We start from the raw sequence: 19,479 nt of genomic DNA, 5'->3' as shown, positions 1-19,479 counted from the left end.
GCGCAGCGATGAGGAGGAGCGGCGCCAATGAGCCGCGCCGGCGACGATGCAGAGCGCAGCGATGAGGAGGAGCGGCGCCAATGAGCCGCGCCGGCGACGATGCAGAGCGCAGCGATGAGGAGGAGCGGCGGTGAGCACCCAGATACCGGCAACCGTGAGCGAAGCCGAGGTGTCCTCGTGGTCGGACGACGTCGACGTGGTGGTGATCGGTTTCGGTATCGCCGGCGGCTGTGCGGCGGTCAGTGCGGCGGCCGCCGGGGCGCGAGTCCTGGTGCTGGAGCGTGCCGCCGCTGCGGGCGGCACCACCGCACTTGCCGGCGGGCATTTCTATCTCGGCGGCGGCACCGCCGTCCAGCAGGCCACCGGGCACCCCGACAGCCCCGACGAGATGTACAAGTACCTGGTCGCCGTGTCGCGCGAACCCGAAGCCGACAAGATCACGGCCTACTGCGACGGCAGCGTGGAGCACTTCAACTGGTTGGAAGACTTGGGCTTTCAGTTCGAGCGCAGCTACTACCCGGACAAGGCGGTGATCCAGCCCAACACCGAGGGCCTGATGTACACCGGCAACGAGAAGGTGTGGCCGTTCTGCGAGCAGGCGGTGCCGGCCCCGCGCGGGCACAAGGTGCCGGTGCCCGGCGACACCGGCGGCGCCAAGCTGGTGATCGACCTGCTGCTCAAACGCGCCGAAGACCTCGGCGTGCAGATCCGCTACGAGACCGGCGCAACCGAACTGGTCGTGGACACCTCGGGCACGGTGACCGGGGTGATGTGGAAACACTTCGCCGACACCGGGGCGATGCGGGCCAGGTCGGTGATCATCGCCGCCGGCGGTTTTGTGATGAACCCGGAGATGGTCGCCAGGTACACGCCGAAGCTGGCCGAGAAGCCGTTCGTGCTCGGCAACACCTATGACGACGGGCTGGGTATCCGGATGGGCGTGTCGGCGGGTGGGGCGACCAAGCACATGGATCAGGTGTTCGTCACCGCGCCGGCCTACCCGCCGTCGATCCTGCTCACTGGGATCATCGTCAACAAGCTCGGACAGCGGTTCGTCGCCGAGGACTCTTATCATTCGCGCACTTCGGGTTTCGTGATGGACCAGCCCGAGAGCGCTGCGTTCCTGATCGTCGACGAGGCACATCTGCAACGCCCGCGGATGCCGCTGATCCCGCTGATCGACGGCTGGGAGACGGTCCAGGAGATGGAAGCCGCGCTGCGCATCCCGTCGGGTAACCTCGCCATCACACTCGAGCGCTACAACCAGTTCGCCGCCCGCGGCGAAGACCCCGACTTCCACAAGCAGCCGGAATTCCTTGCGCCGCAGGATAAAAGCCCGTGGGGGGCGTTCGACCTGTCGCTGGGCAAAGCCATGTACGCGGGGTTCACCGTCGGCGGGCTGGCCACCTCGGTGCACGGCCAGGTGCTCCGTGGTGACGGCAGTGTCATCCTCGGGTTGTACGCGGTCGGGGCGTGTGCCTCCAACATCGCCCAGGACGGCAAGGGGTACGCCAGCGGTACCCAGCTGGGGGAGGGGTCGTTCTTCGGCCGCCGCGCCGGAGCGCATGCGGCGAAAGCCGCCGGCGCCCAGGCGCGTTGAGGCCCAGCGCCCAAGTGGTCTCGCCGGTCAGTTCGTCGGACGTTGTGCAGCGAGGCCGATCGACCGCACGTCACACGGTCCGCACGGAGCACCTGTCGCTCACCGTGAGGCGGTCACCGCGACACCGGTTCTGCGGTGCTGACTCACGAGGCAGGTGCGACCCGTGCGACGTGAGGTCCGACTGTGCCCACCCCACGCCCAGCGAACGTGAAATTGTTGCGAGATTCGGCCCTGATTTTCGCAATGGCTTCACGTTCGGTGCGCGGCCCCGGCGCACGTAGACAGACAACCCCCGACGACCGTGCCGGCGCGACTACCGAGCTATCACGAAGAGTCACAAGGGATTTGGTGATAGCGTCACACCCGGCGGGCGGGTGTCGAGTTCGGATTCGAAGCCGAATCCGGCGTGCCCGGTGTGTTCTTCAGCCCGGAACGGGCAGAACCCAGTGGCCGCACGTACACCAGCCACGTCATCACCCCGGCAACGACGTAGAAAGCCGAGAAGATCCAATACGCCGACGTGTCGGTGCCGGTGGCCAGATAGGACTGCCGTAGCGCCAGGTTGATCCCCACACCGCCGAGTGCGCCGAACGCGGCGACAAAACCGATCACTGCCCCTGACATGGCTTGCGACCAGTGACGACGCTCACCTTCGCCGACGTCCAACGAATGGCTGCGGGCATCGAAGACCGACGGAATCATCTTGTAGACCGATCCATTGCCGATGCCGGCCAGGATGAACAACATGACAAAGCCGACGACATAGCCCGTCAGGGTTGCGGCGGTTGTCGGGCCGGGCGTGTGGTCGTCGTGGGTGCTCACCCCGGCCAGCAGCCCGGCGCCCAACACCATCGCGGCGAAAACCGCGAGAGTGACCCGGCTCCCGCCGAGACGGTCGGCCAGCCGGCCGCCGAAGATCCGTGACAGCGACCCCAGCGCCGGCCCGATGAACGTGAACTCGGCGGCGTGCAGCGACGCCTGGGCGAGGGTTTGCCCACTGCCCAGAAAGTTGATCTGCAGCACTTGGCCGAACGCGAACGAGAACCCGATCCATGAGCCGAATGTGCCCAGATAGAGCAGCGCGAGAACCCAGGTGTCGGTGTGCGACAAGATCGCCCGCAGGTGGCTCAGGTCCGTGGCGTGTTCCAGGTTGTCCATGTAGCGCGCCGCCCCGAGCGCGACAGTGGTCAGCAGCGCCAGGTAGAGCCCGCACACCCAGTACGGTTGCCGGTTACCGGCGAGGGCGATCACGATCAGCCCCACCAGTTGGATCATCGGAACCCCGAGATTGCCGGCGCCCGCGTTGAATCCCAGCGCGGTGCCCTTGACCCGCTGCGGGTAGAACGCATTGGTATTGGTCATCGACGCGGCGTAGTTGGCGCCGCCCAACCCGCACAGCGCTGCGCACACCAGGTACGGCCACAGCGGCAGGCCGGGGTGGGCCAGCAGCGCGATCGCACCGGCAGTGGGAACCATCAGCACCACGATCGAGCCCACCGTCCAGTTGCGGCCGCCGAAGGTGGAAATGCCCAAGGAATAGGGAATGCGCAGGCATGCCGCGACCAAAGTGGCGGTGGCGCCCAGGAGGAACTTGTTCGCCGGGGTGAAACCGTAGACGTTCTGCGGCATGAACAGCACCAGCACCGGAAAGAGCGTCCACACGCCGAAGGCGATGTGGTCGCAAGCAACGATCCAGAGCAGGTTGCGACGGGCTATCGCCTTGTTACCGGCCTCCCAGGCCGTGGTGTCTTCGGGATCCCAGTGCGAGATGATATGCGAGCGGGCCATGCACTATTCGCCTTTCCTTCCGGGGTTCGGAGAAACGTAGCAGCTCGTCCGAGAATGCGGGACGCGCGAGGGCGTCCATCTGGCGGCGGGAGGCTCCGACCGACGCGCGGCGCGGCTCATCGAGGCCTCCCACACCGAAAAGCGAAACCGAAAAGTTAAGTCCGCGACGCCGTCGCAGCCCGCGAGGGAAATCGGCGCACGCCGCGCCGACCGATGCGCCACGTGACAGTGATACTCGGAAACCGTTTGTACTTTCTATGGTCAAGACCTGTCAGGCTACTGTCCGTGCGCTGTGAGCAATCCCGCGAAAGGCGCCCCCGGCGGCCGGTCAACCTGGCCACGCCGGACGGTCGGCCGACTGGAAAGTGCGAGGCTCGCTGACGGCCGGCTACACCCCGGCCGGCTCTTTCTCCACCCGGCGCAGCCGCCATTCCCCCGCACCGAGCAACTCCAGCAGGTGGTCGTGGTGCTGCTCGACGGTGTGCCGGTGACTCACGCTGACCGTCACACACTCCGGCAGCTCGTCGCGCAGTGACTGGTAAAGCGCGAACTCCAGGCCTTCGTCGAGCGCCGACGTCGACTCGTCCAGGAACAGCGCCTGCGGTTTGGTCAACAGCACCCGTGCGAAAGCGATCCGCTGCTGCTCGCCGGGGGAGAGCACCTTGACCCAGTCCTGGTCCTCGTCGAGGCGGTCGACCAAGTGCGCCAGCATCACCTTGACCAGCGTGCGGCGGACGACGTCGTCGGCGAGGTCGTGCGGCCCGTTCGGGTAGCACACCACAGTCCGCAGATCGCCCAGCGGCACATACGGCAGTTGCGAGAGGAACATCGTCTGGTTGTCGCCGTCCGGACTGCGCAGGGTGCCCGACGCGAACGGCCACAGCTGCGCGAGGCTGCGCAGCAGCGTGGTCTTACCGCTGCCCGACGGCCCGATGATCACCATGGACTCGCCTTGATCGAGATGCACGTCGAGCGGATCGACCAACTGTTCACCTGTCGGCGTCCGAACCTCGATGCCGTCGAGCCGGACCGAGCCGTCGTCGCTGGGCCGCACCAGGATCTCCGGCAAAGCCCGCGCCCGCTCGTTGGCGTCGACCAGCCCGTACAACCGGATGATCGCCGCCCGAAACCCGGCGAACGCGTCATAACTGTTGCGGAAGAACGACAGCGAATCCTGGATGTTGCCGAAGGCGGCCGCGGTCTGCCCGACGTCGCCCAGGTCGATCTTCCCGGCGAACAGCCGCGGCGCCTGCAGCACCCAGGGCAGCGGGACGATGGTCTGGCTGACCGAGGCGTTCCACCCCAGATAGCCGATGGTACGGCTGACGTAGCGGCGGTAGTTGTCGATGATCGGGGTGAAGCGCCGCCGCAACTGGATGCGCTCGGCCTGCTCGCCGCGGTAGAACCCGACGGCCTCGGCGGTGTCACGCAACCGCACCAACGCGTACCGGAAAGCGGCGTTGAGCTTCTCGTTGGCGAAGCTGAGCCGGATCAGCGGGTGGCCGATCCAGAACGTGACGATGCTCGCGGTCAGCACGTAGGCGATCACGATCCAGAACATCGCGTGCGGCAGGCGCACACCCACGAAGGTCAGCTCGCCGGACAGATTCCACAGGATCGCCGTGAACGAGACGACCGAGACCACCGATTCCACCGCGCCGAACAGCAAGGTGGCGCCGGTTCCGTTGGACGGCACGTTCGGCGTTCCTCCGACACCGGTGGTGAAGATGTCGATGTCCTGCTGGATGCGCTGGTCGGGGTTGTCGATGGTGTCGTCGATGAAGCGGGACCGGTAGTAGGCGCGGCCGGTCAACCAGTCGGCGGTGAGATGGTCGGTGAGCCACACCCGCCAGGCGATGATGAACCGCTGCGTGATGAAGATGTCGGCCATGATCCGGGCGATGAAGATCGCGGCCATGATGCAGAAGATCCCCAGGGACATCCAGAACCCGTGAATCCCCGACTGCCTGACCGCCTCGTCGTGCGCACCCGAGCCCACGAAGGCCTTTTGCAGCCCGTTGTACAGATCTTTGCTCTGGTAACTGAACAGCACGCTGAGCCGCACCGCCGTGATCACCGACAGCAGCAGCACGCCCAACGTCAGCCACACACCGACCGACTGCGGCCCGACGAAGTATCCGCGGGTGATCCGCCAGTACTGACGGCCCCACCGGGTGGTGAACCTGAGTGCCACCAGGACGACAACCACGCAGACGGCGCTGATCAACCACGCCATGGCGATCCACCGCAGCGAGTCGGGCAGCGCGCTGCCCCAACGAATCGATGGTTGGAACGGCGTCAGTTCGCTGCCCACGTCGACGTCTCCTTGCGGCCAGAGGCGACCCCGCGACGCCTCAATCGGTAATCCTCAGCGCGAAGCTACCGCAGCCGTGGCCGCCCGGCGACGACGCGGGCGGCGAAGGAAGCCGCGGAGGATTCGGGCGATCGGATTAGGCTCGCCCCATGAGCATCGACGCTCCGACCACCGTGCACGCCGGCCGGCTGATCGCACGCCGGCTCAAGGCCAGCGGCATCGACACCGTGTTCACGCTGTCCGGCGGGCACCTGTTCTCGCTCTACGACGGCTGCCGCGCCGAGGGGATTCGGCTGGTCGACACTCGCCACGAGCAGACCGCCGCGTTCGCCGCCGAGGGCTGGTCCAAGGTGACGCGGGTGCCGGGAGTGGCGGCGCTGACCGCCGGGCCGGGCGTCACCAACGGGATGAGCGCGATGGCGGCCGCCCAGCAGAACTGCTCGCCGCTGCTGGTGCTCGGCGGCCGCGCGCCGGCCGGGCGGTGGGGCATGGGGTCGCTGCAGGAGATCGACCACGTGCCGTTCGTGGCGCCACTGGCCCGCTACGCCGCCACCGCGGGATCGGCCGACGCCGCGGGCCGGCTGATCGACGACGCGCTGCACGCCACCGTCGCCGCGCCGTCGGGAGTGGCTTTCGTCGACTTCCCGATGGACCACGTGTTCTCCGAAGCCGTCGACGACGGCCGGCCCGGCGCCCTGACCGGGCTGCCGGCAGCGCCGCCGCCGGACGGCAACGCGGTGCAGCGCGCCGTCGATCTGCTGGACACAGCGCAGCGGCCGGTGATCATGGCCGGAACCAACGTGTGGTGGGGCCGGGCGGAGGACGCGCTGTTGCGGCTGGCCGAGGAGCGCCGTATCCCGGTGCTGATGAACGGGATGGCCCGGGGCACGGTGCCCGCCGACCACGAGCTGGCGTTCTCGCGGGCGCGGTCACACGCGTTGGGGGAGGCCGACGTCGCGCTGGTGGTCGGGGTGCCGATGGACTTCCGGCTGGGTTTCGGCACGGCGTTCGGGCCGCAGACCCGCCTCGTCGTGGCCGACCGCGCCCGGCCCGTCCGCGCGCATCCCCGGCCGATCGCGGCGGAGCTCTACGGCGACCTGACGCAGACACTGACCGCGCTGTCCCGCCGCGGCAGCGCGCACGACGACTGGATCGCCGCGCTGCGGGTCGCCGAGACGACCGCGCGTGGCCAAGAGCAAGCCGAGCGGGCCGACGACCGGATCCCGCTGCATCCGATGCGGGTGTACGCGGAGTTGGCGCCGCTGCTGGACCGCGACGCGATCGTGGTCATCGACGCCGGCGACTTCGGGTCGTATGCCGGCCGGGTGATCGACAGCTACCGGCCGGGGTGCTGGCTGGACAGCGGACCGTTCGGCTGCCTCGGTTCGGGCCCCGGCTACGCCCTGGCCGCGAAGCTGGCGTGCCCGGACCGCCAGGTCGTGTTGTTGCAGGGCGACGGCGCATTCGGGTTCAGCGGCATGGAATGGGACACCCTGGTGCGGCATCACGTGCCGGTGGTCTCGGTCGTCGGCAACAACGGGATCTGGGGCCTGGAGAAGCACCCGATGGAGATGCTCTACGGCTATTCGGTGGTGGCGGAGCTGCGTCCGGGCACCCGCTACGACGACGTAGCGCGCGCCCTGGGCGGGCACGGCGAGCTGGTGAGCGCCCCCGCCGAGCTGCGCCCCGCCCTGGAGCGGGCCTTCGCCAGCGGCCTGCCCGCCGTCGTGAACGTGCTCACCGACCCGGCCGTCGCCTACCCGCGCCGATCCAACCTGGCGTGATCTTTTCGCTCGGCCGCGAGCGTGCTCGCTTGCACGGCAGCAGTCGGCGTGTCGCGCACAGACACGCACGCTCGCGGCGGGTGGAGCCCGCGTACGGTTGTGCTGTGGCCAAGACGACCAACCCTGAACCCGGCCGCCTGAACAGGCGATTCTGGCGGCTGCTCGGCGCCAACACCGAGAAGAACCAGAGCCATTCCCTCGCCCAGGTCACCGCGTCCGCCGAGTACGACGCAAAAGCCGCCGACCTCGACGACGACGAGCTGCGCAAGGCGACCGGCCTGCTCAAGCTCGGCGACCTCGCCGCGGCGGCCGACATCCCGCAGTTCCTGGCCATCGCCCGGGAAGCCGCGGAAAGGACGACCGCACTCCGTCCATTTGATGTACAGCTGCTCGGCGCGCTGCGGATGCTGGCCGGTGACGTGATCGAGATGGCTACCGGCGAGGGCAAGACGCTGTCCGGGGCGATCGCCGCCGCCGGGTACGCGCTGGCCGGCCGGCACGTCCACGTCGTCACCATCAACGACTACCTGGCCCGCCGCGACGCCGAATGGATGGGTCCACTGCTGCAGGCGCTGGGCCTCACGGTCGGCTGGGTCACCGCCGACTCGACCGCCGCGCAGCGCCGTGCGGCCTACCAATGCGACGTCACCTACGGCTCGGTCAACGAGATCGGCTTCGACGTGCTGCGCGACCAGTTGGTCACCGACGTCGCCGACCTGGTGTCGCCCAACCCCGACGTGGCGCTGATCGACGAGGCCGACTCGGTGCTGGTCGACGAGGCGTTGGTGCCGCTGGTGCTGGCCGGGACCACGCACCGGGAAACCCCGCGGCTGGAGGTCGTGCGGCTGGCCGGCGAGCTGACCGCCGGCGAGGACTACGAAACCGACGCCGAGGGCCGCAACGTCCATCTCACCGAGGCCGGCGCGAAGAAGGTGGAGGCGGCGCTCGGCGGTATCGATCTGTACTCCGAGGAGCACGTCGGCACCACGCTCACCGAGGTCAACGTCGCGTTACACGCCCATGTGCTGCTGCAGCGCGACGTGCACTACATCGTGCGCGACGACGCGGTGCACCTGATCAACGCATCCCGCGGGCGCATCGCGGCGCTGCAGCGCTGGCCGGACGGCCTGCAGGCCGCGGTGGAGGCCAAGGAGGGCATCGAGACCACCGAGACCGGCGAGGTGCTCGACACCATCACGGTGCAGGCCCTGATCAACCGGTACCCGACGGTCTGCGGCATGACGGGCACCGCCCTGGCCGCCGGTGAGCAGCTGCGCCAGTTCTACAAGCTCGGGGTGTCCCCGATTCCGCCCAACACCCCGAACATCCGCGAGGACGAATCCGACCGGGTCTACATCACCGCGGCCGCCAAGAACGACGCGATCGTGGCGCACATCGTCGAGGTGCACGAGACCGGGCAGCCGGTGTTGGTCGGCACGCGCGACGTGGCCGAATCGGAGGGACTGCACGAGCGGCTGCTGCGCCGCGGCGTGCCCGCGGTGGTGCTCAACGCCAAGAACGACGCCGAGGAGGCGCGGGTGATCGCCGAGGCCGGCAAACTCGGCGCGATCACGGTGTCGACCCAGATGGCCGGCCGCGGCACCGACATCCGGCTTGGCGGCTCCGATGAAGCCGACCACGATAAGGTCGTTGAACTTGGCGGACTGCACGTGATCGGCACCGGCCGGCACAACACCCAACGGCTGGACAACCAGCTGCGCGGCCGGGCCGGGCGCCAGGGCGATCCCGGTTCGACGGTGTTCTTCTCCAGTTGGGAAGACGACGTGGTGACGGCCAACCTCGAGCCGGGCAAGCTTCCCATGGCCACCGACGAGGACGGCCGGATCGTCAGCGCCAAAGCGGCCGGGCTGCTCGACCACGCCCAGCGGATCGCCGAGGGCCGGATGCTGGACGTGCACGCCAACACCTGGCGCTACAACCAGCTGACCGCCCAGCAGCGCGCCATCCTCGTCGAACGACGCAACACGTTGCTGAGCACGCCGGCCGCACGCGAGGAGCTCGCCGGGCTGGCCCCCGAGCGGTACGCGGAGCTCTCCGAGACGCTGTCCGAAGAGCAGCTGGCGAAGATCTGCCGGCTGATCATGCTTTATCACCTCGACCGCGGCTGGGCCGATCACCTGGCGTACCTGGCCGACATCCGGGAGAGCATCCACCTGCGGGCGCTGGGCCGCCAGAATCCGCTCGACGAGTTCCACCGGATGGCCGTCGACGCGTTCGCGTCGCTGGCCGCCGATGCCATCGAGGCGGCCCAGCAGACGTTCGAAACCTCGGCGAGCATCGAGGACGGGCCGGGGTTGGACGGGCCGGGGTTGGACGGGCCGGGGTTGGATCTGTCAAAGCTGGCCCGGCCGACGTCGACGTGGACCTACATGGTGCACGACAACCCACTGGCCGACGACACGCTGTCCGCGCTGAGCCTGCCGGGCATCTTCCGTTAGCCCGGTGACGATGCAGTGGGGGTCGCGCCCGGGAGCGGGGGACGCGCAGCCGCAAGGGGGTGGGGGCCCCTCTGCCTGCCGGAGAGAACCGGGCACGTGGAACCCGGGTACGTGGAACCCGGGTACGTGGACCAGGGGTCACGCCTGATGAACGCGGGGCCCGCAGACAACCGGGTGCTGACGGTGCCCAATGCGCTGAGCGGGTTACGGCTGGCGCTGATCCCGCTCTTCGTCTACGTGCTGCTCGGTGCCCACGCCGACGGCTGGGCGGCGGCGATTCTGATGGTCGGCGGCGCATCCGACTGGGCCGACGGCAAAATCGCACGGCTGATGAACCAGTCGTCGCGACTCGGCGAGTTGCTGGATCCCGCGGTGGACCGGCTCTACATGGTGACCGTTCCGGTGACGGTCGCGGTAGCCGGCCTGGTGCCGTGGTGGATCGTCGTCCTGATGTTGGCGCGGGACGGGCTGCTGGCCGCCACCCTGCCGCTGCTGCGAAGCCGCGGGCTGTCGGCGCTGCCGGTGACCTACGCCGGCAAAGCCGCGACCTTCGCCCTGATGTCGGCGTTCCCGCTGATCCTGGTGGGGCAGGGGGAGGCGTCGTGGAACCGCGTGCTGCTCAGCTGTGGGTGGGGGTTTTTGATCTGGGGCTTGTACCTCTACCTGTGGGCGTTGGCGGTGTACGCGGTCCAGGTGATCCTGGTGGCACGCCGGATGCCCAGACTCGGCGCGGCACACGCTGCGGGCGGCGATGGCTGACCGCGCACTGGGCGGCTACGATCCCGACGCCGGTCGCAGCGCACACGACGCCGGGCGGCCGCAGGTCATTCCGGTGCCGTCGCTGCTGCGGGCACTGCTGTCCCAGCACCTGGATCCCGGGTATGCGGCCGCAGCCGCCCGGCGTGACCGCTCCCAGACACCGGCGGGCCGGCGGCTGAACAGCCACGCATGGATCTGGCAGGTCACCGCGGCCCTGCTGGTGGCGACGGTGTTCGCCGCCGCCGTCGCCCAGGCCCGGCTGGTCGCGCCGGGCGTGACCGCGGCCCAGCAGGTGCTGGCGCGCACCGTGCGCTCCGAGGAGGCGGCCACCGGCAAGCTGGCGACCAGGCGCAACACGCTGTCGGCCCAAGTGGACCATGCGCGACGGCGCGCGCTCGCCGACGACGCCACGGGGCGGCGGCTGCTGGCCGACCTGGACGCGCTGAGTGTGGCCGCGGCGAGCAGCCCGGTCGTCGGCCCGGGGCTGGAGGTGACGGTGACCGAGCCCGGCGTGGGCCGGAATCTTTCCGATGTCTCCAAGCAGCGGGTGGCCGGCAGCCGGCAGATCATCCTCGACCGGGACCTACAACTGGTCGTCAATTCGCTGTGGGCGAGCGGGGCCGAGGCGATCTCGGTGGGCGGCATCCGAATCGGGCCGAACGTGACCATCCGGCAGGCCGGAGGCGCGATCCTGGTGGACAATGGTCCGATCACCAGCCCGTACACGATCCTCGCGGTCGGGAGACCGCTGGGCCTGCGCGACGCCTTCGACCGCAGTCCCGGCCTGTACCGGCTGCGGCTGTTGGAGGCCTCCTACCGCGTCGGCGTCACGGTCAGCGCGGGCGACCGCCTTGCGCTGCCCGCCGGGTCAGTCCGAGACATCAAGTACGCCAAGGAGATTGGGCCAACCCGATGATACTTACCGGTGGATTTGCGAGACCCTCGGGACATGGAAGGGGGTGCCGATGATCGGTTTTGCGGCGCTGGTCGCCGGGATCGTACTGGGCCTGGTCATCCACCCCAGCGTTCCGGAGGTCATCCAGCCCTACCTACCCATTGCGGTGGTGGCGGCGCTGGACGCGGTGTTCGGCGGGCTGCGGGCCTACCTGGAACGGATCTTCGACCCGAAGGTGTTCGTGGTGTCGTTCGTTTTCAACGTCCTGGTCGCCGCGCTGATCGTGTACGTCGGCGACCAACTGGGTGTCGGCACGCAGTTGTCCACGGCGATCATCGTGGTTCTGGGGATTCGCATCTTCGGCAACGCCGCGGCGCTGCGCCGCCGCCTGTTCGGGGCCTGACGGGCGTGAGAACGACATGAGCGACCCCGACCTTGAAGCCGACCGGAGCACGGCGCAGCCCGCCGCGGGCAGTGCCCGGCGCGGCCGCCACGAGTTGCCGCCGCGCATCCCGCGGCCCGAGATCGGAAAGCTGCAGGCACGCGTGTTTCCCGGCATGTTCCGGCGCGGCCGCACGACGTTCGGCGTGCTGGCGGTCCTGCTGTGCCTGCTGCTCGGCGTCGCCATCGTCACCCAGGTCCGCCGGAACGAATCCGGTGACGTCCTGGACAGCGCCCGGCCGGCCGATTTGCTGGTGCTGCTGGACTCGCTGCGGCAACGCGAGGCAACACTGAACGCCGAGGTGACCGAACTGCAGCAAACGCTGGATGCGTTGCGGGCGGCGGGCAGCAACGACCAGGCCGCCATCGAGAACGCCCAGGCCAGGCTGGCCGCCCTGGCCATCCTGATCGGCACCGTCGGGGCCACCGGGCCCGGTGTCACCGTGACGATCGACGATCCGGGCCCGGGTGTCGCGCCCGAGGTGATGCTCGACGTCATCAACGAGCTGCGCGCGGCGGGCGCCGAGGCGATCGAGATCGGCGACACCCACCAGGAGGTGCGGGTCGGCGTCGACACCTGGGTGGCCGGCGCACCCGGCGCGCTGACTGTCGACGACAGGACCCTCACGCCGCCGTATTCGGTTCGCGCCATTGGCGATCCGCCGACCCTGGCCGCGGCGATGAACATTCCCGGCGGTGCGGTCGACAGCGTCAAACGCGTCGGCGGCACGATGTCGGTGCAGCAGGTAGACCGGGTGGACATCACCGCCTTGCGGCAACCGAAACCGCGCCAATACGCTCAGCCCGTCAAGTGAGTCGTCGAGGAGGAACAAGATCATCGTGACCGACATCCCGCCCGATCTGCGCTACACCGCCGAACACGAATGGGTTCGCCGCACCGGGGACGACACCGTTCGGGTGGGTATCACCGACTTTGCACAATCTGCGCTCGGCGACGTCGTTTTCGTGCAACTGCCCGAGGTGGGCGCCGGTGTCACCGCCGGCGAGTCGCTGGGCGAGGTGGAATCGACCAAGTCGGTGTCGGATCTCTACGCCCCGGTGTCGGCGAAAGTGGTTGCCGTCAACGACGATCTGGGGGCCACCCCGCAACTGGTGAACTCCGACCCTTACGGCGCCGGCTGGCTGGTCGATCTTCAGCTCGGCGGTGAGGCGCTCGAACAGGGCCTGGCGGCGCTGCTGGACGCGGAGGGCTACCGGAGCACCCTGAGCGAATGAGCCTTGTTATCGTGCCTGCCAACCGCGGATCCGGCGAGGTGGGCACATCGGCGTCCGGTGCGCGGTACGGTCAACACATCGACGCGCATGCGGGCGGGGCTCGCGACGGACACCGCCACGGCGGCCAGACAGGAGCAGCGGGTGACGGACAAGGACACCGACAAGCAGCAGGACCAGGCCTCTGACGACGTCACGGTGGAGACGACATCCGTCTTTCGCGCCGACTTCCTCAACGAACTGGACGCTCCCGCACAGGCGAGCGGGGAGACCGTAGTGTCCGGCGTCGAGGGACTGCCGGCCGGCTCGGCGCTGCTGGTCGTCAAGCGGGGACCCAACGCCGGGTCCCGCTTCCTGCTCGACCAGCCGACCACCTCGGCCGGGCGGCATCCCGACAGCGACATCTTCCTCGACGACGTCACCGTGAGCCGACGGCACGCGGAGTTCCGTTTGGAGGACGACGAGTTCACCGTCGTCGACGTCGGCAGCCTCAACGGCACCTACGTCAACCGGGAGCCGGTCGATTCCTCCGTGTTAGCCAACGGCGACGAAGTGCAGATCGGGAAGTTTCGCCTGGTGTTTCTGACCGGCCCCAAGTCCGGCGACGACGACGGGGGAGCCGGAAGCTAGTGACCGCGCCCGGGACGCCCGCGCCGGCCGGGATGTCGATCGGAGCCGTCCTCGACCTGCTGCGGCCGGACTTCCCGGATGTGACGATCTCCAAGATCCGTTTCCTGGAGACCGAGGGGCTCGTCACACCCCGGCGGGCCGCATCGGGCTACCGCCAATTCACCGCCTACGACTGCGCGCGCCTGCGGTTCATCCTGACCGCGCAGCGGGATCACTACCTCCCGCTGAAGGTGATCAAAGCGCAGCTCGACGCCCAGCCGGACGGCGAGCTGCCGATGCCGCGATCGCCTTACGGCGTACCGCGATTGGTGTCGGTGGCTGGTGTCGCGCCGCCCGATCCCGGATCAGACCCGGCCGCGGTTGCGCCGACCCGCGCCCGGCTGCGCCGCGAGGATTTGCTGTCGCGCTCCGGGGTGGACGCCGAACTGCTGACCGCTCTGCTCAAGGCGGGGGTGATCACCACCGGCCCCGGCGGGTTCTTCGACGAGCACGACGTCGTGATCCTGCAGTGCGCACGGGCGCTCGCCGACTACGGGGTCGAACCTCGCCACCTGCGGGCGTTCCGCTCGGCGGCCGACCGGCAGTCCGACCTGATCGCGCAGATCGCCGCGCCGCTCGTCAAGGCGGGCAGGGACGGTAAGACGGGCGCCCGCGACCGCGCCGACGACCTGGCCCGCGAGGTGGCCGCGCTGGCGATCACGTTGCACACGTCGTTGGTGAAGTCGGCTGTGCGCGACGTTCTGCACCGCTGAAGGACTAGACTCGCATCGACAGCTTGGTGGGCCAGGTTTCCCGTCGGACAGGGCAGTGCGGGCGGAGGGGCAGACACAGATGGGTGAAGTTCGCGTCGTCGGCATTCGCGTCGAGCAGCCGCAGAACCAGCCGGTGCTGTTGCTGCGCGAGGCCGACGGTGACCGGTACCTGCCGATCTGGATTGGCCAATCCGAGGCGACGGCGATCGCCCTGGAACAGCAGGGCGTCGAGCCGCCCCGACCGCTGACGCACGACCTGATCCGGGATCTCATTGCCGCACTTGGCCATTCACTCAAGGAGGTGCGGATCGTCGACCTGCGGGAGGGCACCTTCTACGCTGACCTGATCTTCGACCGCAACATCACCGTGTCGGCGCGCCCTTCGGATTCCGTCGCCATCGCACTGCGCATCGGCGCCCCGATCTACGTCGAGGAGGCGGTGCTCGCCGAGGCAGGCCTGTTGATCCCCGACGAGAGCGACGAGGAGCCGACCGGCGCTGTCGGCGAAGACGAGGTGGAGAAGTTCAAAGAGTTCCTCGACAGCGTGTCGCCCGACGATTTCAAGGCCACCTGACGGTTGCTGCGACCGCCCGTCGTGCCGAGATCACGGATGCGTCTCATCCGCGGGTTTGCCGTCGACACGCCCGCCGGATAGCGTCCGGCGACCGTCGCGGCAGCCATACTTTGAGCTGGATGTGTTTGGGCGACAACTTGATGTGATTGAGCTACAAAAGGGCGACGGCGTGGCCAAAAGCGTATGCTCACAGAAACTTGGTCCCAGTACGGGCGGTGGCCGGGCAGCCGCGGAACTTGCGCGATCGGCGAGAGGAAGCATCGTGGGCGATCAACCACGTCAGGACCAGTTGGAGCTCGAATCCGGCGTCCCGACCGAAGGCTACACGATGACCAGCGACGGCCCGCCGGCCGCGCCCGGCCAACCGGTGCAACCCGGGTTGTTTCCGGACGATTCGGTGCCCGACGAGCTGGTCGGCTATCGCGGGCCCAGCGCGTGCCAGATCGCCGGGATCACCTACCGCCAGCTCGACTACTGGGCGCGCACCTCACTGGTGGTCCCGTCGATCCGCAGCGCGGCGGGTTCCGGCAGCCAGCGGCTCTATTCGTTCAAAGACATCCTCGTCCTCAAAATCGTGAAGCGGTTGCTCGACACTGGCATCTCGCTGCACAACATCCGGGTGGCCGTGGACCATCTGCGCCAGCGCGGTGTGCAGGACCTGGCCAACATCACGCTGTTCTCCGACGGCACCACGGTGTACGAGTGCACCTCCGCCGAGGAGGTCGTCGACCTGCTGCAGGGTGGGCAGGGGGTGTTCGGCATCGCGGTGGCCGGGGCGATGCGGGAGCTGACCGGAGTCATCGCGGACTTCCCCGGCGAGCGCGCCGACGACGGCGAGTCCATCGCGTCGCCCGAGGACGAATTGGCCTCACGGCGCAAGCAGCGCGACCGCAAGATCGGCTGACCTACCGTCTCCTCCTGCCCCGCGGGCGTGCGCGGTTGTCCGCGCATCGCGGCGTGTCGGTGGACAGACACGCGCGCTCGCGTATGCGTAGACTTGATTCCGCATCGCGCTTGCGCGGGAGAGTTCCGTGACGGCCAGCCACGGACGCCGAAGGAGCAACACCTCTCCGTCAACCTCTCAGGCACCCGGACCGCGCGACAACCTCGATGCCTCTGGAAAGTGGTGAGGACCGTCAGCGGTCGTCACCCGCCGATGGGGAAAGGCGATCCACCGAGCCGGTGACAAATCGCCGAATCTCTCAGGCGCCCGGTGTGGGTGGCGACAGAGGGAGAGGGCCCGTGACGACCCGTAACGACCCTGTGACGACGTCGCCCTCTGCCGGTGTCAGGAGTTCCGCCCATGTCCGACCGTCTCCGTTTCGCCGACCGCCACATCGGCCCGGACAGCCGGGCCGTCGAGGCCATGCTCGACGTCATCGGCGTCGACTCGCTCGACTCCCTGGCGGCGATGGCGCTGCCCGCCGGCATCCTGGACGTGCCCACCGACAGCGGCGCCGCACCCGGCCTGGACCGGCTGCCGCCGGCGGCCGGCGAAGCCGAGGCGCTGGCCGAGCTGCGGGCGCTGGCCGACACCAACACGGTCGCGGTGTCGATGATCGGCCAGGGCTACTACGACACCCTGACGCCGGCGGTGCTGCGGCGCAACATCCTGGAAAACCCGGCCTGGTACACGGCTTACACGCCGTATCAGCCGGAGATCAGCCAGGGCCGGCTGGAGGCGCTGCTGAACTTCCAGACCATGGTGGCCGACCTGACCGGCCTGGAGGTGGCCAACGCCTCGATGCTCGACGAAGGTACCGCCGCCGCCGAGGCGATGGCGTTGATGCACCGTGCGGTGCGCGGGGCCGCGAACCGGCTGGTGGTGGACGTCGACGTGTTCGCCCGGACCGCGGCGGTGCTGGCGACCCGCGCCGAGCCGCTGGGCATCGAGATCGTCGCCGCCGACCTGCGTGACGGGCTGCCCGGCGGCGAGTTCTTCGGCGTCATCACCCAGCTGCCCGGGGCCAGCGGGCGGGTCACCGACTGGACGGCGCTGGTCGCGCAGGCGCATGACCGCGGCGCGCTGGTCGCCGTCGGCGCCGACCTGTTGGCGCTGACGTTGCTCACGCCGCCCGGCGAGATCGGCGCCGACGTCGCGTTCGGCACCACGCAACGCTTCGGTGTGCCCATGGGCTTCGGCGGGCCGCACGCCGGATACCTGGCGGTGCACCCGCAGCACGCCCGCCAGCTGCCGGGCCGACTGGTGGGGGTGTCCGTCGATGCAGATGGGCTGCCGGCGTTCAGATTGGCGTTGCAGACCCGCGAGCAGCACATCCGCCGCGACAAGGCGACCAGCAACATCTGCACCGCGCAGGTGCTGCTGGCGGTGCTGGCCGCGATGTATGCCAGCTACCACGGCGCCGACGGGCTGACCGCGATCGCCCGCCGGGTGCACGGTCACGCCGAGCAGATAGCCGCCGCGCTGGGCGACGCGGCGGTGCACGACACGTATTTCGACACGGTGCTGGCGCGGGTGCCCGGCCGCGCCGACGACGTGCTGGCCGCGGCGAAGGCGCGCGGCGTCAACCTGTGCCGGGTGGACGCCGACCACGTCTCGGTGGCCTGCGACGAGGCCACCACCGCCGAGCACGTCGCGGCCGTGCTGGCTGCCTTCGGGGTGGCGCCCGGCGAGCCGGTGTGCGCAGATATCGCGACGCGCACGTCGGCGTTTTTGACTCATCCGGCGTTCACCCAGTACCGCACCGAGACCGCGATGATGCGCTACCTGAGGGCGTTGGCCGACAAGGACATCGCGTTGGACCGCAGCATGATTCCGCTCGGCTCGTGCACGATGAAGCTCAACGCCGCCGCCGAGATGGAGCCGATCACCTGGCCGGAGTTCGCCCGTCAGCACCCGTTCGCGCCGGCGTCGGACACCCCGGGGCTGCGCCGGCTGATCGAGCAGCTCGAGACCTGGCTGGAGCAGCTCACCGGCTATGACGCGGCCTCGCTGCAGCCCAACGCCGGATCGCAGGGCGAATACGCCGGCCTGCTGGCGATCCACGCCTACCACGCCAGCCGCGGCGAAGGCCACCGCGACGTCTGCCTGATCCCGTCCAGCGCGCACGGCACCAACGCCGCGTCGGCGGCGCTGGCCGGCATGCGGGTGGTGGTGGTGGCCTGCCGCGACGATCCTGGTCGGGCCGGCGACGTCGACCTCGACGACCTGCGCGCCAAGATTGCCGAAAACGCCGGGCGGCTCTCGGCGCTGATGATCACCTACCCGTCCACCCACGGCGTCTATGAGCACGACATCGCCGAGATCTGCGCGGCGGTGCACGAGGCGGGTGGCCAGGTGTACGTCGACGGCGCCAACCTCAACGCGCTGGTCGGCCTGGCCCGGCCCGGCAAGTTCGGCGGTGACATCAGCCACCTGAACCTGCACAAGACGTTCTGCATCCCGCACGGCGGCGGCGGCCCGGGGGTGGGGCCGGTGGTGGCGCGCGCGCACCTGGCGCCGTTCCTGCCGGGACGGCCGCAGGGCCGGCCGGTGGCGTCGGCGCCCTACGGGTCGGCGTCGATCCTGCCGATCACCTGGGCCTACATCCGGATGATGGGCGCCGACGGGCTGCGGGCGGCGTCGCTGACCGCCATCGCCTCGGCCAACTACATCGCCCGCCGGCTCGACGAGTACTACCCGGTGCTCTACACCGGCGAGAACGGCATGGTGGCCCACGAGTGCATCCTGGACCTGCGCGGTATCACCAAGGACACCGGCGTCACCGTCGATGACGTCGCGAAACGCCTGGCGGACTACGGTTTTCACGCACCCACCATGAGCTTCCCGGTCGCCGGCACGCTGATGGTGGAGCCTACCGAAAGCGAGAGCCTGGCCGAGGTGGACGCCTTCTGCGCGGCGATGATCGCCATCCGCGGCGAGATCGACACCGTGGCCACGGGGGAGTGGACCGTTGACGACAACCCGCTGCGCGGGGCGCCGCACACCGCCGAGTGTCTGCTGGTGTCCGATTGGGATCACCCGTACACCCGCGAGCAGGCCGCCTACCCGCTGGGCAGAGGCTTCCGGCCCAAGGTGTGGCCGCCGGTGCGCCGCATCGACGGCGCCTACGGCGACCGCAACCTGGTCTGCTCGTGCCCGCCGGTGGAGGCGTACGCGTAGCTTGTCGGTGGCGCCCCGCATCATCACACACATGTTCGAATAATTGGTGGCGATCGACCCGGCGGCCGGCGAAGCGGCCCTGGTCGGGCGGATCGCGGAGCTGGAGCGGTTCAAGTCGGCCGCCGCG

Annotated in this window: 16 protein-coding genes and 1 riboswitch; of the genes, 14 read left to right on the top strand and 2 right to left on the bottom strand. The window is 69.2% G+C overall.

Annotated elements, in window-relative coordinates; genetic code table 11:
• Window positions 1-130 precede the first annotated feature (130 nt).
• On the top strand, window positions 131-1,600 hold the full coding sequence (locus ABDW21_RS03620) for an FAD-binding protein (protein WP_343710070.1): 1,470 nt from the start codon (window positions 131-133) through the stop codon (window positions 1,598-1,600).
• Between the two features lie 357 nt (window positions 1,601-1,957).
• Here the strand turns inward: ABDW21_RS03620 and ABDW21_RS03615 are convergent, their stop codons facing one another.
• Window positions 1,958-3,388 carry a nitrate/nitrite transporter gene (locus ABDW21_RS03615; RefSeq protein ID WP_343710069.1) on the bottom strand — a complete coding sequence of 477 codons (1,431 nt, stop codon included), beginning with the start codon at window positions 3,386-3,388 and terminating at the stop codon, window positions 1,958-1,960.
• A gap of 388 nt (window positions 3,389-3,776) precedes the next feature.
• Window positions 3,777-5,702, bottom strand: a complete 1,926-nt coding sequence (locus tag ABDW21_RS03610) for an ABC transporter ATP-binding protein/permease (protein WP_343710068.1) — start codon at window positions 5,700-5,702, stop codon at window positions 3,777-3,779.
• Window positions 5,703-5,851: 149 nt separating this feature from the next.
• Here ABDW21_RS03610 and ABDW21_RS03605 point away from each other — a divergent pair, with 149 nt between their 5' ends.
• The 13 genes from ABDW21_RS03605 to ABDW21_RS03545 all read left to right on the top strand — a co-directional run.
• Complete coding sequence (locus ABDW21_RS03605; RefSeq protein WP_343710067.1) at window positions 5,852-7,486, top strand: acetolactate synthase; 1,635 nt, start codon at window positions 5,852-5,854, stop codon at window positions 7,484-7,486.
• Between the two features lie 104 nt (window positions 7,487-7,590).
• Window positions 7,591-9,945 (top strand): accessory Sec system translocase SecA2, encoded by a 2,355-nt coding sequence (gene secA2 / locus ABDW21_RS03600; RefSeq protein WP_343710066.1) that lies wholly within the window; start codon window positions 7,591-7,593, stop codon window positions 9,943-9,945.
• A gap of 147 nt (window positions 9,946-10,092) precedes the next feature.
• The gene (locus ABDW21_RS03595; RefSeq protein WP_343710065.1) at window positions 10,093-10,704 is read left to right on the top strand and encodes a CDP-alcohol phosphatidyltransferase family protein; all 612 of its coding nucleotides are present in this window, start codon (window positions 10,093-10,095) and stop codon (window positions 10,702-10,704) included.
• Entirely contained in the window at window positions 10,697-11,620 is a 924-nt protein-coding gene (locus tag ABDW21_RS03590) for a DUF881 domain-containing protein (RefSeq protein ID WP_343599992.1), read from the top strand. The genes ABDW21_RS03595 and ABDW21_RS03590 overlap by 8 nt, the downstream gene beginning before the upstream one ends.
• Window positions 11,621-11,669: 49 nt before the next feature.
• Window positions 11,670-12,002 carry a DUF1290 domain-containing protein gene (locus tag ABDW21_RS03585; RefSeq protein ID WP_343599990.1) on the top strand — a complete coding sequence of 111 codons (333 nt, stop codon included), beginning with the start codon at window positions 11,670-11,672 and terminating at the stop codon, window positions 12,000-12,002.
• 16 nt (window positions 12,003-12,018) lie between these two features.
• Window positions 12,019-12,855, top strand: coding sequence for a DUF881 domain-containing protein (locus ABDW21_RS03580; protein ID WP_343710064.1), 837 nt, complete (start codon window positions 12,019-12,021; stop codon window positions 12,853-12,855).
• 25 nt (window positions 12,856-12,880) lie between these two features.
• Complete coding sequence (gene gcvH, locus ABDW21_RS03575; RefSeq protein WP_343599986.1) at window positions 12,881-13,276, top strand: glycine cleavage system protein GcvH; 396 nt, start codon at window positions 12,881-12,883, stop codon at window positions 13,274-13,276.
• Window positions 13,277-13,417: 141 nt separating this feature from the next.
• The gene (gene garA / locus ABDW21_RS03570) at window positions 13,418-13,903 is read left to right on the top strand and encodes a glycogen accumulation regulator GarA (protein ID WP_343599983.1); all 486 of its coding nucleotides are present in this window, start codon (window positions 13,418-13,420) and stop codon (window positions 13,901-13,903) included.
• A complete protein-coding gene (locus tag ABDW21_RS03565) occupies window positions 13,903-14,655 on the top strand; it encodes a MerR family transcriptional regulator (RefSeq protein WP_343599982.1) in 753 nt (250 codons plus the stop codon). Before garA ends, ABDW21_RS03565 begins: the two co-directional genes overlap by 1 nt.
• A 79-nt stretch (window positions 14,656-14,734) precedes the next feature.
• A complete protein-coding gene (locus ABDW21_RS03560) occupies window positions 14,735-15,229 on the top strand; it encodes a bifunctional nuclease family protein (protein WP_343599981.1) in 495 nt (164 codons plus the stop codon).
• 262 nt (window positions 15,230-15,491) lie between these two features.
• Entirely contained in the window at window positions 15,492-16,133 is a 642-nt protein-coding gene (locus ABDW21_RS03555; protein ID WP_343710063.1) for a MerR family transcriptional regulator, read from the top strand.
• A gap of 105 nt (window positions 16,134-16,238) precedes the next feature.
• A riboswitch (glycine riboswitch) is annotated at window positions 16,239-16,336 on the top strand.
• A 196-nt stretch (window positions 16,337-16,532) separates the two neighbouring features.
• Window positions 16,533-19,352: an aminomethyl-transferring glycine dehydrogenase gene (gcvP, locus tag ABDW21_RS03550; RefSeq protein WP_343599978.1), complete on the top strand. Its 2,820-nt coding sequence runs from the start codon at window positions 16,533-16,535 to the stop codon at window positions 19,350-19,352.
• Between the two features lie 43 nt (window positions 19,353-19,395).
• Window positions 19,396-19,479, top strand: an 84-nt coding sequence (locus tag ABDW21_RS03545) for a hypothetical protein (RefSeq protein WP_343710072.1), incomplete at its 3' end; no start/stop codon positions are given.

The organism is Mycobacterium sp., assembly GCF_039583805.1.
Taxonomy (GTDB): domain Bacteria; phylum Actinomycetota; class Actinomycetes; order Mycobacteriales; family Mycobacteriaceae; genus Mycobacterium.
Note: the sequence above shows the minus strand (reverse complement) of the source record. Positions and strands in the feature narration are given on the sequence as shown.